Origin of the sequence: Mucilaginibacter metallidurans, from assembly GCF_003286435.2 — a bacterium.
Lineage (GTDB): Bacteria > Bacteroidota > Bacteroidia > Sphingobacteriales > Sphingobacteriaceae > Mucilaginibacter > Mucilaginibacter gossypii.
Map to the genome: position 1 here is coordinate 3,158,107 of NZ_CP043449.1, position 16,219 is coordinate 3,174,325.

Sequence of the window (16,219 nt, forward strand, 5' to 3'; positions counted from 1 at the left end):
GGTTAAATAATAAAGAATATACAACCCATTGAAGGCTGTATACTCTTTACTAATATTTGAATTGTGTGCTTATTGTTGTCTGCCCGCATTATTCAGCTTAGGGTTGATGTTAACCTGATTAAGCGGATATGGGAAATACTCGTCGCGCGGCAACTGTACGGTGTTGGTTTGGCCAATGCGTTTCAGATAAGCGTTTACGATCACATCATATTTGCCAAAGCGTTTAAGGTCCGCCCTTCTTTTGCCTTCATAATATAGCTCCCAGCCGCGTTCCTGTAACAATGCATCGCGGAAAGTTGCCTGGGTAAGATTGGCTTGTACCAATAACTTGGCATGTGACCTGCCTTTAACCTGGTTTACCAATGAAATCGCTTCGGCGGTTGGACCATTCAATTCGTTTAAAGCTTCAGCGCGGCTTAACAATACATCAGCATAACGTAAAACATCAACACTATGACCATCATAGTAAGTGTTGGCACCGTTTGGATCTGCATATTTCATGGTTGCAACATCCGGCATGTATAATACACCATCCGGAGCGGTAGCGCCCTGCGAGGGAGCTTGTTTGTGCGTTAAGCCGTCAACACCCTGGTATTGAGTAAAGAACATTTTTTTACGATCGTCTTCATCGCCATAGCTGTTGTAAAAATCCCAGGTTACAGCGTAGTACTGCCACCTGTCGGTTAAAACCGGATGGCTCAACGGACCAAAGTGGTTCAATAATTCGGTGCCATTAACGTTAGCATCGCTTAATACCGAGAAGATATTTTCAGCACACCAGGTGTTTGATTCTTTAAACAGGCCTTCGTACGATGGATACAACTGGTAGATTCCCAAATCCATCACCTGTTTGGTTAAATCAGCAGCTTTTTGCCATTGATGCTCGCGCAGATAGATCTTGGCCAGCAGGAACATCGCTGCACCTTTAGTAGCGCGACCAACATCATTGGTTGTATAGATATCGCTTTTGGTATAATCTTTAGGCAATACATTGATTGCATTTTGCAGATCGCTGATCATTAACGCGTCAACATCCGCAACAGGACTTGGCGCAGTTTGAGCCTTATAATCAGGATTGGCTATATCTTTTTCGGTAGTTAAGATCACCGGTCCCCAGGCATCAGTAAGATCGGAATAAGCAATGGCACGTAAAAATTTCATCTCGGCCAGAAACTGATTTTTCTGGGCATCTGTAATACTTTTCATTGCCGAAATATTATAGATAGCGTTGTTTGCGTTGGCTACCAATTTATAGATCTGCCTGTAATCTTCGGCTATCAAACCATTGGCCGAGTTCCATTGTACGAGTGATAACTGCCCCGGGTCACCTGCATAGCTACAGTGGCCGACATCAGTGGTTAAATCGGTAAGAGCGAAGTGCCTTACCGTCCAATAATCAAAATTGTCACCAACCGCCGGGCCTTTAAGGCGGGCATAAACCGAGTTAACTGCTGCAATAGCGTCTGATTTGGTTAAGAATGCGTTTTGACTTGTTAAGCTGCTGTATATTTTAGGCTCGAGATTGGTTTTATTACACGAAAACTGCGTAACTACCGCCGCTGCTAAGAGTAGAATATTATATTTTTTCATTTTGATTCAAATTTTGTTGATCCTTTAAATGGATAATTTCATTAATGGATAGATGCTTTAATGCCGAATGTTATGGTTCTGAATGCCGGGAACGAGTTAAAGTCTAAGCCGCCGCCGGTAGCACCAGAATGTACGTTAACTTCCGGGTCGGTACCTTTGTAGCCCGTAATTGTCCATAAGTTTTGCGCTTCGGCATAAACTCTTATTCCCTGTAAAATTTTCAGGTGCTGAAACAACGATGCAGGGAAATTATAAGCCAGCGTAAGCGACTTTAAACGTACATAAGATGCATTTTCAACAAATCGTGAGTTTACGTAGCTACCATAGGTACTTAGATAATAACCTTCGCGCGGGATTGGGGTATTTTCGTTTTTGCCGACTACAAACCTGTTCAATGCAGCAGCACCTGTGGTTGACTCTAATACCATGGCGTTCATGTTATACAGGTAATAGTCAAATGCGCCCTGAAAAAATATACCCAGATCGATGCCTTTATAATGAAAATCGTTACCGAAACCGGCCATGTAGTGTGGATTTGAATTACCCAGGTAGGTACGGTCGGCAGGGGTAATTACACCATCACCATTAACGTCTTTGTATTTAGGATCACCTGCCTTAGAATTTGGTTGCGGAGCATATTTTTCGCCAGTTTTCACTACGCCTTCGTAAACGTAGCCATATAGCTCACCTAATTCAATACCCGGTACAACCCTTGTAAATTCCTGTCCGGAAACAGTACCGCTTGGGTTTGCAGTATTGGTACTGATCACGGTTACTCCCGGACCCAAATCCAATGCTTTTTGCTTATTGTAAGCAAAAGTAACCGTACTGTTCCACGATAAATCTTTACCACGCACATTGTTGGTATTTACTGAAAGCTCGATACCGCGGTTTTGGATTGCGCCACCGTTTACATACTGATTACTGAACCCCCATTGCTGTCCTATAGGGATCTGAATTAACAGGTCGGTTGTTTTTTTACTGTAATAATCGATACTTGCATTAATACGGCCATTGGCAAAACCCATATCCAAACCAACATCAAACTGCCTGGTGCTTTCCCATTTTAGGTTAGGGTTAGCCAATGTTTTTGGTTCTATCCCTGTTTGAAGATTACCGGTTTCATTCAGTACTACACCATAAGGCCCAAATGTTGAAAGATATAAGCTCGCAGGGATACGGTCATTACCGGTAACACCGTAACTAACACGCGCTTTTAAGTTTGAGAAGGTATTCAGATCTTTTATAAAATCGTCATCGGTAAGTTTATACGCTATTGCTCCTGCGGGGAAAAAACCTGAACGCTTGTTCGAACCGAAGTTTGACGAACGGTCGTCACGATAAGAGAACGAGGCTAATAATTTATCCTTATATGCATAATTAAACCTTGTAAAATACGAGGTTAACATAGCCTCTGCCTTACTGCTGCCATAACCATTTACCAATGATCCGGCACCAAGGTTGTAGTATAAGAACGCATCGGTTGAGAAGCCTTTAGCCCCGGCGCTTAACCCTTCGGTAACATCTTTTTGATTTGATGTACCTAATAAAACAGTAAAGTCATGATCTTTAGCTATGTTGAATTTATAGGTAAAGTAGTTCTCCACTATCCACCTGAAAGCTGATGATGACTGCTCAGTGGCAACACCGCCCTGTTTAGCACCGGCAATAGTTGTGGTAGGCAGGTACTGGCCCGCTGTAGTCTGACTATATTCAGTACCGGCTGTAAGATGATAGGTTAAACCATTGATAATCTTATAATCCAACCCGATATTGGCATTGACCAATTTATTACCACTGTTATTTGTAGGCTCCAAAAGGCCTGCTAAAGCGTTGGTCTTTGTGCCCTGGGTAACATAATAATTATAAGTACCATCGGCATTATAAGGCTTTACATTAGGTGGTGCTGTCAATAAACTAAATAATGGCGCAGTTATGTCTCCAGAGTACGATTGCAATGTCGAACTTGAGCTGGCGCCGTAAAAGTTAGCGCTGATCTTCAGGTTTTCGTTCATCGTTTTCTCAGCACCTATCCTTGCAGTATACCTTTCATAACCGGTATGCTGTAACACACCTACCTGTTTAATGTGATTACCTGCAACGTAGATCTTTGAATTCTGATCACCTGAGCTTAAACTGATGCTTTGATTTTGAACTGTCGCGTTGCGGGTTGCAAGCTTTAACCAATTGGTGTTGGCCACCTGGAAACTTGACGGGTATGGTTGTGGCTTACCATCTTCAAGAGCCGTAGCATTTTGAATATCTGTATATTGCTGGCCGGTTAACAGATCTGGCTTATAGGTCAAGTATTGTGTACCTCCTGATATATCAGCATCTAAAGAAACCTTGCCGTTTTTTCCTTTTTTGGTGGTGATCAACACAACGCCGTTACCGCCTCTCGCACCATAAATAGCTGTTGCCGAAGCGTCCTTAAGCACCTGGATATCCTCCACGTCATTAGGGTTAACCTGGTTACCATTATCGCTGATGAAGCCATCAACAACATATAATGGAGAAGTTGAGGTATTAATAGAGTTACCACCCCTCACGGTGATATTGATTCCGGAGCCCGGCGCAAAACTGGTTTGTTGCACCTGAACACCGGCTGCTTTACCCTGAATGGCCTGCCCGATATTAGTAGTTGTACCACCAAGTGTAAGGTCATCACTTTTTATTGAACTAACCGATCCTGTTATATTTCCTTTTTTAACGGTACCGTAACCTACTACCACTACTTCGTTCAGTTTATTAAGGTCCTCCTGTAAAGTGATAGTAACGTCTGAGGAACCGCTAATTGATACTTCCTGTGGTCTATACCCTACATAAGAAACAACCAACACTGTTGAACTGCCCTTTAATGTAATTTTAAACTTACCATTGACATCGGTTGTGGTAGTATTTTTGACGCCTTTTTGAATAACGGTAGCGCCAATTACCGGGCCGTCTTTATCTTTTACGCTACCGCTGATTGTTGTTTGCGCGTTGGCAAGTGCTGGCAATAATAGTAGCAGGCAACAGCAAATCAATTTAAAAAGGCTGTTGATCTGCCTCCTTAAATAAATGTGTTTGCTGAAGCCCTGATCGGGGTTTGAGTAAATTTTAATCATACGTGGTGGTGTTAGTATTAATTAATTGTTAGCTTTTTATTGTGATTTAGCTCTGTTTTTGAATATTGGAAATTAGAGATACAGGGTTTCGAAAGCAAAAATTCGCCCCTCCAAACACAGCGCAAACGTTTGTTTTGGGCAAAATCGGACCTACGCAAACGTTTGACTCAAAGTATTTTGCGGTGATAAAAATTGATTCCTGAAGGTTTTTGTGGTATTGAGCAGATCGCAACCGGGATGATTCAGGCGCCAATTTTATGGATTCTGCGTATTTGAGGACTAAGCTTGAGGAATTTGATTATGAGTGGATTGGAATAAGATCTACAAACGCAACCCCACTGTGGTATCAGCCGCCACCCAGCTCCAGCTATAGGCGTTAAATTAGACGGCAAAGGGGTTAACAGGGTTAACGGATTTTTAATTATTTAAACTTAAAAACCTAAAAATCAATCACATAAACAAAGCATAGGGTTACACTAAAAGCCACTGCTTACCTGTAGCAGGGTAGCTATACTGCTTTAAAAAAGTAAAGCCCGGCTTTTGGCCAGGCTAAACATAAAACATGCAAAAATATAAACGATAATTAAAAGCCGCTGTCGTCAAGCGCGAAGGTATTCTTCCGCTCTTTCCATTTACCTTTGGTAAAATCAGGAAATGCCACACTTGCGTTACCTTCTTTCAATGATTTTGTTGACAAGGGCGTAATTACACTCATGGTAACAGAATCATAAACATCTATAGGAGTTTGGCGTTTTTGCTTAACCGACTCTACGAAAGCATTAAACACAAACCAGTCCATGCCACCGTGACCGGCACCTTCGGCAAACTTTTCGTATTTTTTCCAAAGCGGGTGGTCATATTTATCAAACCATTCCTTTGCCGGATCCCATGAGTCATCTTCTTTTGATTTATGATCGATATACACGCTTTTGTTAACATCCATCCATAAACCTTTAGTGCCCTGCACCCTGAAACCTAATGAATAAGGGCGTGGCAGGTGCGTGTCATGACTTAGCATTACAGTTTCACCATTGGCACAATTGATCATCGTAGTGGTAACATCGCCGTTTTTGTAGTGGATCTTAGCATTCGGGTGACCGGGCGATAATTCTTCTACGTATGCTGCCAAACCCTTTGCTTTGGTGCTGAACGATACCAGGTTAGTAAAACGGTTACCCGCATTGATATTGGCATAATGCATACAAGGGCCTGCGCCGTGGGTTGGGTAAATATCACCATCCACATCGATATTGAACTGCGTACGCCATTGGGCTTCGCTAAGGGCTTTAGGGCCAAACTCAACGCCGCCGCCATAATATTGCTTACCATTATTGAACAATACACCTCTTAAATTATGCTGATATCCTCCTTCTAAATGAATGATCTCACCAAACAAGTCCTGGCGTACCATGTTCAAGGCAGCCATTACATCACGACGATAACAAACGTTTTCGAGCGTCATGTAAGGAATCCCTGTTTTTTCTGAAGTATTAACAATATCCCAGTGATCTTCAACTGTAAGACCGGCAATTACCTCACAACCAACATACTTGCCGGCTTTCATAGCGTCAATAGCCTGTGGGTGGTGAAACTGCCATGGGGTAGCAATAATCACCGCATCGATATCTTTATGATCCAGCAGCTTTTTGTAGGCATCCAGTCCGCCGGTGTATTCCTTTACAGGTGCATGGCCTTTTTTGGCGATGTATTCGCGGCAAATTTTCAGGGAGCTTTCCTGGGTATCGCAAATAGCTACGATCTCCACATCATCGCGAAGCAAACCTTCGGCAATATGGCTCATGCCACGGGCACCTACGCCTATGTAACCTAAACGGACTTTTGCAGGTGCCGATGCAAACAGCCTTCCTGACGGTAAAATGCTAAAACCTGCCGCTGCAATTGCGCTGGTTTTCAAAAATTGTCTTCTTTCCATATATAATATTGAGGTTTTTGGGGCTTATTTATTGGGTAATTTTTCAAAGTCAATTACAGGCTTCTTTCCTGTTGGTTCACGATCATAAGGGGTTTTGAGCTGGATATAATTATCAAAGAAACCTCCGTTTTGCAGAAAGAACTTATCACCTTCTTTTCCTCCGGCATAATCTTTACGATAATTAGCATTGGCTGTAGCATCACCAGTATATATGGCATGTGTAAGTTCCAGCCAGTTATTATCGCTATCCCCTATCCATTGGTTGGTAAAATACGCTTTGCGGATCTTATCGCCGTTGTCAGGTTCAAAATTCTCAACAAACGAATACAAATGCGTTAAGTAAGTAGCCTTTTGCGGGCGGGTAAAGCTGGCTATCAGAAACCATTTATCTGCAGCTACATCTTTAAAGTACGCAGTATAAGTGGTTGTATGCCTGGCATTATCAGGCTCGGCGCTAAGCAAAAAAGCGTAAGCTTGCCCGGCTTTCCAGGGGAAGCGCATATAGCTTTGTCCGCCCGAGCCTTCGTTGCCAAATTCGCCGATGTGGACATTACTGCCGCTTTTAACGAGTTTAATACGCATGCTATCAGGGATGCTTTTTGGATCTTCAGTATTAAAAGGACTCCATACTGAAAATAGCACCCTTCGTTCGGTTGCCGAATTTACCTGCATACCGAAATATCCTTCGCCAAAACCATCTGCCATAAAGTATGAACCTATCACGTCCTGTCCTTTGGGTACTATGATCTCGTTATAGAACCATTTTACTTTATTCTCCTTATCGGCCGCAACAGGATAGCGTAAATGTACAGAAGGCCCCCTTCTGCCAAAATGAAATGAGCTGCCTTTTGCAACATATGAAATGTCATTATCCGGCTTTTGCAAAGTAACCACAAGGTCAGATACATCTGCATAAACAGTCCCGGTTTTACTGATGCCTTTTAAACTGATCTTTACATAACCCGGCCGACTGAGGTGAACCTTCCCAAAACTGACAGTATCAAACCTGGTATTGCTTATTTTTTTGACGATCGCATTTTTTCCTACCGATAACCGCAGCAAGCTGTTCCCCTGCGGCGCCCGTACCACCAGCGCAAGCTCAAGGTCCTGTGCAACACTAACCCTGAAATAAATATTACAGGTTGATTTTATGCTTCTCAGGCCAATCAACCCTTCATCGGTTATGGTATCCGGCGCGTTTACCCAGGCATTGCCGCCAAAAGGGATAACATGACGCAGTTTTGAAGCATCAATGTGTACCGTCTGCGCAATGGCAGCTCTATTTCCTATGAAAATAAACAATATTGAAAGACAAATTATAGCGGTTTTCTTCATCATTGGGTTATAACACAAGTATCGTTTCATAAATGTACTCGCATTAGTGGCTTTAGGAAAAAATAAATGCTTCAATTTCAACGCAAACGTTTGAAAAATGGGCATAATTATCCCTTTACTGGCATTAATTGAAAAACAGGTATTTATCCAACATTATGGCTTGATTACTTCCGCTTCTAAAATTGGAGGTAAATATGCCTGTTAAGCGATTATTCCTTTATTGCAGATAAGCAGGGTTCTCTGAATAAAATTAAAGGGCACTATATGCCATCGCTAATGTTCAAATCTCCACTATGCTAACCAGCCAACCTATGCAAACTGATGATTTAGCACGCAAACGTTTGCAATGCAGTTAATACAAGCTATTTCATAATAATCGCTTAACTTTAACTATAAAAACAACATTAGCCCGTAATTGATGCAAACAAAGCCAACTACTATAAAAGAGATAGCACAAATATTAGGCATCTCGGTTTCTACAGTTTCAAGGGCCTTGCATGATCATCCGAGCATAGGACTCACCACAAGGGCGAAAGTTAAAAAACTGGCCGGCGAGTTAAACTATGAGCCTAACCAAACCGCTATTTTTTTGCAAAAGGGCAAAACGCTCACCATCGGGGTCATTTTACCCGAACTTTCGGAGGCTTTTTTCTCCTCGGCCATAAGCGCTATTGAAGATACTGCCTATAAAAAAAATTATACCGTATTGCTGGCACAATCACATGATGATGAGCAAAAGGAAAAACAGCTGGTTGAAAAAATGAAAAACCACCGGGTTGATGGCCTGCTTGTATCGGTAGGGAAAAATACCTCCTCGTACCAACATTTTGAAAACTTAAAAAAATACAATATCCCGGTAGTTTATTTCGATAGGATCCCGGCCATACCCAACATCCATTATGTAGCCTGCAATATGGAAATCGGCACCATTGAGGCAGTGAGTTACCTGCTAAAAAAAGGTCACCGGGCAATAGGCATGATCAACGGGCCGCAAACCATGGTTGCTACCGGCGAGCGTAAAGAGGGCTACATCAAAGCCATGACCAAAAACAGGCTTAAATATGACCCTTCGCTCATAGTTTCGTGCGACCTTACCGAAGAAGGCACCAGGAAAGCGTTAGATGAATTATTGGCCAGCAAACGTAAGCCAACCGCTATAGTAACGTTTAATGATTATGTAGCACTTTTTGCCATTAAACATGCCAGCAAATTAAACATCAGGATCAATAAGGATCTTGAATTTGTAAGCTATGCCAATTTACCGCTAATCAATTATATGGAGAATATTCCCGCCGCTTCTGTTGAACAATTCCCATATTTACAGGGGCAAAAAGCAACTGACATTTTGATGGACCTGCTGCACCACCAGGGTACCGGCGGCAATGAACCAAGTGCCTTTTACAAGGTGATTATTGAATCGCAACTGGTTGAAAACAAAAAATAAACCTAAACAAAAAACACTCAAACGTTTGCGCATGGCTATCGTTTATGAAATTAGCTATGTTTGATGAGTTAACGTCTATAATATGTTTGATGATATCCTAATAAATTTTGGATTAAACGTTTCTGAATACCATATCCGGCCCTTTGGCTCGGGTTTAATAAACTATACTTATAAAATAAGTGGTGCTAACCATTCCTATATTCTTCAGCAAATCAACGTTGCCGTTTTTAAAAGGCCCGATCATATCGACAGCAACCTTGTACTAATCAAAGAATATTTTGATAAACACAATCCAGGTTATTTATTTGTAGCCCCGTTAAAGAATCAAAAAGGGAAATCGATCATTCAAGCCGCCGACGGTAAGTTTTACCGGCTTTTTCCATTCATTGAAGGATCGCATACAGTAAACTTTTTGCAGGATACAAAGGAAGCCTATAGCGCTGCGGTGCAGTTTGGCCGGTTTACCCGTCTGTTAAATCATTTTGACATCAGCAAACTCGAATACACACTTCCGGATTTTCATAATTTAAAATTACGGGTTACACAGTTTGAACAGGCTTTAAAAACAGCCGAACCCCGAAAACTGGAACAGGCAGCTAAGGAAGTAAAAGCTGCTAATGATCATATCAACATATTGCATACCTATAACCTGTTTACAACCAATAACGAAATCCCGCTCCGGGTGATCCACCACGATACCAAAATAAATAACGTACTATTCGACAAAGACCAAAACGCGCTATGTATTGTTGACCTTGATACAGTAATGCCCGGCTATTATTTAAGCGATGTTGGCGATATGATGCGCACCTATTTATCGCCCGCCAACGAAGAGGAAAAAGATCTGGATAAAATTATCATCAGGACAGATTTTTTCAGAGCGATATATAAAGGTTATATGAGCGAAATGAGCAACATCCTTACTGAAACTGAAAAACAGTATTTCACCTTTTCGGGCAAACTAATGATCTATATGCAGGGCCTCCGTTTTTTAACAGATTTTTTAAATAATGATATTTACTATGGTACCCAATATGAAGGGCATAATTTGATCAGGGCTAAAAACCAGTTTAAACTACTTGAAGGTTACATCAATGCCGAACCTGTATTTAGAGAAATAATTGCCGGTGTAGATAAAGAATTACTGACCACTGCCAACGGCATTTAACAGGTCATTCTACCTGTCGGGCCGCACAATGTTACCAACAAACCTTGCACAGGCCTCGCTAAATTCATACTTTCGACGCCCGTATTGGCAGCAACCGGCCTAAACCGGGGCATGGGAAACAACATTTATGAAAGTTATTATAGCCGAAAAACCATCTGTAGCTAGGGAAATTGCCAAAGTTTTTGGGGCGACTACAAAGAAAGACGGTTATATTGAAGGCAAGGGTTTCACCTTTACCTGGGCTTTCGGTCACCTGCTGCAGCTTGCCGCCCCGCAGGAGTATGGTTATTACGGCTGGAGCGTTCAGCACCTGCCGATGCTGCCTCAAAAGTTTAAGCTTTCCATTCGCAAGGTTAAAACCAAGGATGGTTTGGTGGATGATCCATCAGTAAAAAAACAACTGGATACCATTCAAAAGCTATTTGATGAATCCACTGAGATCATTGTAGCAACGGATGCCGGGCGCGAAGGGGAACTCATCTTTCGCTATATTTACTATTACTTAAAATGCAAAAAGCCTTTTAAAAGGCTCTGGATCTCATCGCAAACTGATGAGGCTATCAAAGAGGGCTTCCGTAACCTGAAGCCCGGCAGCGATTATGATACACTGTTCAATTCGGCCCATTGCCGTTCCCAGTCGGACTGGCTGGTGGGTATGAACGCCACGCAGGCGCTTAGTCTTTCTTCGGGCATTCGCGGCGCTGTGCTTTCCTTAGGCAGAGTGCAAACCCCTACCCTTGCCATGATCTGTTCGCGGTACCTCGAAAACAAAAACTTCGTACCCGAAACCTTTTACCAGGTAAGTATCCATCCTGATAAAGACGGACAGGTATTTAAAGCGATATCTGCCGAAAATTATAAAACAAAAGAAGAAGCACAGGCCGTACTTGACAAGGTACAGGATATTGAAGGCGGCTTTCCGCAGGGCGGCCATATTTTACAGGTGGAAGCCAAGCCGCGCAAAGAGCCACCTCCACTATTGCATGACTTGAGCAGTCTGCAGCAGGAAGCCAACAAACGCAAAGGTTTCACTGCAGATCAAACCCTTACCATTCTCCAAAACCTGTATGAAAACAAACTGGTTACCTATCCCCGTACCGGCAGCCGCTATATAGGCGACGATGTTTTTGCAGGCGTACCTGCATTAATTGAAAAGCTGGAACAACATCCGCTGTTTGGCAAACAAGCCATTGCGTTGGGCAGCGCTACGCTTAACAAACGAAGTGTAAATGCAAAAAAGGTAACAGATCACCACGCCGTGCTTACCACCGGCGAAAACCCGCACCAGCTTTCGCCCGATCAGCAGGCCATTTACGATATGGTAGCCGGTCGTATGCTCGAAGCATTTCATCAGGATTGTATTAAGGAAGTCACAAAAATTGTGGTGCAATCGGGCGCTAAATTCAACGCCAGCGGAACGGTAATCCATACTGCAGGTTGGCGTTCTGTATTTAACGATAAAGAAGACGACAAAAAGGACGAAGAAAACGCAACGCTGCCTAAAGTAACCCAGGGCGAAAATCTCCCGATAACAGCCAAAGCCCTGCTCGAAAAGCAAACCAAACCACGGCCACTATACAACGAAGCAACCCTGCTTAAGGCATTGGAAACGGCAGGCAAAGAGATTGACGACGAGGAGCTGCGTTATGCCATGAAAGACAGCGGCCTCGGAACGCCGGCAACAAGGGCAGCCATCATCGAAACACTGCTTAAACGCAATTATATTATCAGGGAAAAGAAAAACCTGGTACCCACAACTACCGGCATTGCCGTTTATGAAGTGGTAAAAAACCAACAGATAGCCCAGGCCGAACTTACCGGAACATGGGAAAAACGTTTGGAAGAGATCCGTTCAGGAGCATCCGTTACCGAATTCCAGAACGAGATCAAAACCTATACACGAGCTATCACTTCCGAATTACTGGCACAGGGAAAATCACTAAAAATTCCGACTGTAGAAGCAGCCGGGAGCAAAGTTACAGCATAAAGGATGGCGACATAAATAGCGCTATCGATAAGGATAACAGGACCTTAACTGCAACTACTCCGGCGCCGGATAAAACGTTAGTGTGGATTTTACTTTGGTAACGCGATAAATTTGATATTTGTATGCATAAAAGCTTACATTCATTGCATTATGGATCTAATCACGCTTATTGTAATTACCATTATAGTTTTTATTATAGCATTTGCGGCTTTCAGGTTATTTGATGTTAAGAAGAAAAAGAAGAAACTTGAATTGGAGCGATCAGCAAGGATTTTACCACTTTATAAAAAGGCGGAAGCGGCTGCAGGTTTAACCGCCGAAGATGTTTTGCCCTTTGCCCAAAATCTGCTTACCCGCTACGACACCTTTTTGTATTTAAAAGAACTTGAGGAATTACACTTGTTCCCGGAGGCATACCTTACGCTTATTAAAGGAGCGGAAAGCTCACTGGCCCAATGGCTGGAGTTCCCTACCGAATTGGATGCCTGCCCCGACGAAATTGAACATATTAAACGGGTTACCATTGATTTTGACGGCAGAAACAATTTTATCCACTACGAGGTGTTTAAATACCGTGTAAACCCACCCCACTGGGCTGCTAAAAACGGGTGGATGCTTGGCGTTGTCGGTCCGTTTTTTGACGATAGCAAACCTTATGATTTCCCCGGGGCTACTTTTAGCAGGATAAACAGTACCATTGATAAAGTAACTCCGGAAGAAGAGGCCAAATGGGTGCACGAAAACATTGGTATGCGGAGGTAAGCGCAACAAGTTTTTGAACCAGACTTACGAAGTTTTTAAAACTTCGTAAGTCTTCAATTCTTAAACTCATTCATCATCCTTCAGTTCAATCCAAACCGGTGCGTGATCGCTTGTTTTTTCCCAGCCTCGTACATCCCGGTTTACACCTGCAGCTAAAAGACGTTTTTCCAGGTGAGGGCTCAGTAAAAAATGATCGATCCGTAAACCGGCGTTACGGCCGTAGGCATCGCGAAAATAATCGAAAAAGGTATAAATCACTTCGGTAGGATAAATTTTGCGGATAGCATCCGTCCAGCCCTGTTGCACCAGTGTTTTAAAGGCTTCGCGTGTTTCAGGGCGAAAGAGCGCGTCATTTACCCAGCGCTCCGGTTTATAAACGTCGAGCTCGGTAGGCATAACGTTATAATCGCCGGTTAATACAACCGGTTTATCAGCAGCAAGTAAACCGGCTGCATGGATTTTAAGGCGTTCAAACCAACCTAATTTATAATCGAACTTGGGTCCGGGTGCAGGATTGCCGTTAGGCAGGTACAGGCAGCCAATGGTAATACCATCAACAAGTGCTTCAATATAACGGCTATGCTCATCTTCAGGATCGCCGGGAAGTGCGCGGCATACCTCTGTAATTTCCCTGTCTTTTGCCAGTATTGCAACGCCGTTCCAGCTTTTTTGGCCATGCCAGATGGCTCTATAACCTGCGTCAAGTATAGCCTGCTCCGGAAAATTTTCCTGTGGAGCTTTAAGTTCCTGCAAGCAGACAACGTCAGGGGATGTTTCCTTTAACCAGCGGAGCAAAACAGGCAGGCGCCCATTTACACCATTTACGTTATACGTAGCTATTTTCATGATGCAATTTAAATAGTTTAGGTTATATCATGCATGTTCCCAAATATTAAAAGCACGGCCACCCATCGCAAGCAATTAGTTGTGATGGCTCATGAGCAGTAAATATCCCCTTACTTTTCAAACTCATCCGGGTCTACTTCAGGCTGGCTTGGCTCAGGATCGGGGATTTCATTCGGGATATTTTCCGGCGCTTCTTCGGGCATTTCCGGTTCTCCGGGGTCCGTGGGCTGCCTGATTTCGGGCCGCTCCGGGTTTACCGGCATTTCATCTGGCTCGTTTGGCATGGTTCTCTTCTTTGACATATCTTAATAACTGTTAAGGGAATGATTGGTTTTCAGAAAGATCTTTCTTAACCAATATATCGCTTGCATTTTAAAAATATTTAATTACATTTGCAGTGTACTACCATACTAATACACTATAAAATGATTCAAATAAGCAATTTGAATTTTAGCTACAACAACCGGAAGCCGTTGTTCAAAAATCTGAACCTTTCATTAAAGGCCGGCCACATTTATGGTCTACTGGGTAAAAACGGAGCCGGGAAATCAACCCTGCTGAAAAATATCGCCGGTCTGGCTTTTCCGCAATCGGGCCATTGCCTTATTAACGGAACAAAAAGCTCAAAGCGCCTGGTATCCACTTTACAAGACCTTTATTTTATTGCCGAAGAAGTTCACGTACCGGCACTAACTCCCGGCCAGTTTTTGGCCCGGACAGCAAGCTTCTACCCTGCCTTCAGTATTACTGACTTTTACAGTTATCTGAAAACATTGGATATTGACCCGGATCTGTTGATGACCAAAATGTCATACGGGCAGCAAAAAAAGATGATCATCGCTTTTGGGCTGGCTACCAATACCCGTTTGCTTATCCTTGATGAGCCTACCAACGGGCTTGATATTCCTTCAAAAGTTCAGTTCAGAAAACTGATAGCATCGGTTTTAAATGATGAGCGCTGCATTATTATTTCAACCCACCAGGTGAGGGATTTGGACAGTCTTATTGATACCGTGTTGATTTTGGACGATCACCGCATCGTAATTGAGAACTCGATAGATGAGCTTACCGAGAAATTATTTTTCGGTGTTTTTAAAGACCTTACCGGGATGAATGCGCTGTACGAAGAAGAAACCCTCATGGGCAAATACGCTATTGTACAAAACACCACTGGCAAGTACGGAAAAATGGACCTTGAGTTATTATTTAACGCAGCAACAACCAATAGCAGCAAATTACTAAACGCACTAAAACCAAGCACAAATCATGAATAATTACTTCAGTTTAAAGCGCTTTGGCCTGTTGTTTATGAAGCACACTGTTGAGCATTACCGCGCCTATTTAATGTCGGCAGCGGTTTTGGCGGGGGTATTTTTACTTGGCGGTTCGTTTGTGTTTTATATGATCCCGGGTCCGGTAGATCCCGGCTTTCAGATGGCCATGTTCGGAGTACTCATGATTATCGCAGGGCCATTATTTACAAGCACGGTTTTTACTGATCTGGGCGATAAGCGCCGGGCAGTTCCAATGTTAACCCTGCCTGCATCACAACTCGAGAAGTTTATGGTCGGCTGGGTTTATTCGTATGTTATATTCCTTTTCGTGTACACAGGCGTTTTTTACCTGGTATTATTTATCCTGATCAATCTCAAACCCTGGCCCGGGCATCAAATTGAAATACTCACCCTGTTTCAGGATAAATTTGTACTGGTGATGATATTGTTTTCGTTGCTGCATGCCGTCACGATATATGGAGCAATCCGGTTCGAAAAATTACACTTTATAAAAACAGGTTTCAGTTTCTTTATTTTTTATGCCCTGCTAATCCTTGTGAATACAGTGTTTGTAAGATTTATTGTTGGCAGGCCAATCAAACCGGTAACACCTTTTTCATTTCTCAATTTCCAGGATGGTATAAACTTTTACTCCATTGGTTTAAATGCGCAGCAATCTGCCTGGGCTTTTATTGTGGTTCCCATTATATCGCTGTTGATCTGGATAGCGGCATATTTTAGGTTTAAGGAGAAACAGGCTTAAAAAAGACGAT

General features: G+C 42.8%; 12 protein-coding genes. 6 read left to right on the forward strand and 6 right to left on the reverse strand.

Going from position 1 to position 16,219, the window contains the following annotated elements:
• Window positions 1-69: 69 nt before the first annotated feature.
• From DIU38_RS13490 to DIU38_RS13505, 4 genes are all read right to left on the reverse strand, one after another.
• Entirely contained in the window at window positions 70-1,590 is a 1,521-nt protein-coding gene (locus DIU38_RS13490) for a RagB/SusD family nutrient uptake outer membrane protein (protein ID WP_112655259.1), read from the reverse strand.
• 41 nt (window positions 1,591-1,631) lie between these two features.
• Window positions 1,632-4,697: a SusC/RagA family TonB-linked outer membrane protein gene (locus tag DIU38_RS13495; RefSeq protein WP_112655261.1), complete on the reverse strand. Its 3,066-nt coding sequence runs from the start codon at window positions 4,695-4,697 to the stop codon at window positions 1,632-1,634.
• Between the two features lie 583 nt (window positions 4,698-5,280).
• Window positions 5,281-6,630, reverse strand: a complete 1,350-nt coding sequence (locus DIU38_RS13500; protein ID WP_112655263.1) for a Gfo/Idh/MocA family protein — start codon at window positions 6,628-6,630, stop codon at window positions 5,281-5,283.
• A 24-nt stretch (window positions 6,631-6,654) separates the two neighbouring features.
• Window positions 6,655-7,968 (reverse strand): DUF3472 domain-containing protein, encoded by a 1,314-nt coding sequence (locus tag DIU38_RS13505; RefSeq protein WP_167516167.1) that lies wholly within the window; start codon window positions 7,966-7,968, stop codon window positions 6,655-6,657.
• Between the two features lie 415 nt (window positions 7,969-8,383).
• On the opposite strand from DIU38_RS13505, the gene DIU38_RS13510 reads away from it, so the two are divergent.
• The 4 genes from DIU38_RS13510 (at window position 8,384) to DIU38_RS13525 (ending at window position 13,326) form a co-directional block, all read left to right on the forward strand.
• Window positions 8,384-9,409, forward strand: a complete 1,026-nt coding sequence (locus DIU38_RS13510; RefSeq protein WP_090524728.1) for a LacI family DNA-binding transcriptional regulator — start codon at window positions 8,384-8,386, stop codon at window positions 9,407-9,409.
• An 82-nt stretch (window positions 9,410-9,491) separates the two neighbouring features.
• The gene (locus tag DIU38_RS13515; RefSeq protein ID WP_112655267.1) at window positions 9,492-10,577 is read left to right on the forward strand and encodes a phosphotransferase enzyme family protein; all 1,086 of its coding nucleotides are present in this window, start codon (window positions 9,492-9,494) and stop codon (window positions 10,575-10,577) included.
• Window positions 10,578-10,704: 127 nt separating this feature from the next.
• Entirely contained in the window at window positions 10,705-12,564 is a 1,860-nt protein-coding gene (gene topB / locus DIU38_RS13520; RefSeq protein WP_112655269.1) for a DNA topoisomerase III, read from the forward strand.
• A gap of 150 nt (window positions 12,565-12,714) precedes the next feature.
• Window positions 12,715-13,326 carry a hypothetical protein gene (locus tag DIU38_RS13525; RefSeq protein ID WP_112655271.1) on the forward strand — a complete coding sequence of 204 codons (612 nt, stop codon included), beginning with the start codon at window positions 12,715-12,717 and terminating at the stop codon, window positions 13,324-13,326.
• 66 nt (window positions 13,327-13,392) lie between these two features.
• Here DIU38_RS13525 and xth read toward each other — a convergent pair whose 3' ends face one another.
• Window positions 13,393-14,172: an exodeoxyribonuclease III gene (gene xth, locus DIU38_RS13530; protein WP_112655273.1), complete on the reverse strand. Its 780-nt coding sequence runs from the start codon at window positions 14,170-14,172 to the stop codon at window positions 13,393-13,395.
• 110 nt (window positions 14,173-14,282) lie between these two features.
• Complete coding sequence (locus tag DIU38_RS13535; protein ID WP_143020760.1) at window positions 14,283-14,474, reverse strand: hypothetical protein; 192 nt, start codon at window positions 14,472-14,474, stop codon at window positions 14,283-14,285.
• Between the two features lie 123 nt (window positions 14,475-14,597).
• Here DIU38_RS13535 and DIU38_RS13540 point away from each other — a divergent pair, with 123 nt between their 5' ends.
• Window positions 14,598-15,446 carry an ABC transporter ATP-binding protein gene (locus DIU38_RS13540; RefSeq protein WP_112655275.1) on the forward strand — a complete coding sequence of 283 codons (849 nt, stop codon included), beginning with the start codon at window positions 14,598-14,600 and terminating at the stop codon, window positions 15,444-15,446.
• Entirely contained in the window at window positions 15,439-16,209 is a 771-nt protein-coding gene (locus tag DIU38_RS13545; RefSeq protein WP_112655277.1) for a hypothetical protein, read from the forward strand. Before DIU38_RS13540 ends, DIU38_RS13545 begins: the two co-directional genes overlap by 8 nt.
• The last annotated feature ends 10 nt before the right edge of the window (window positions 16,210-16,219 follow it).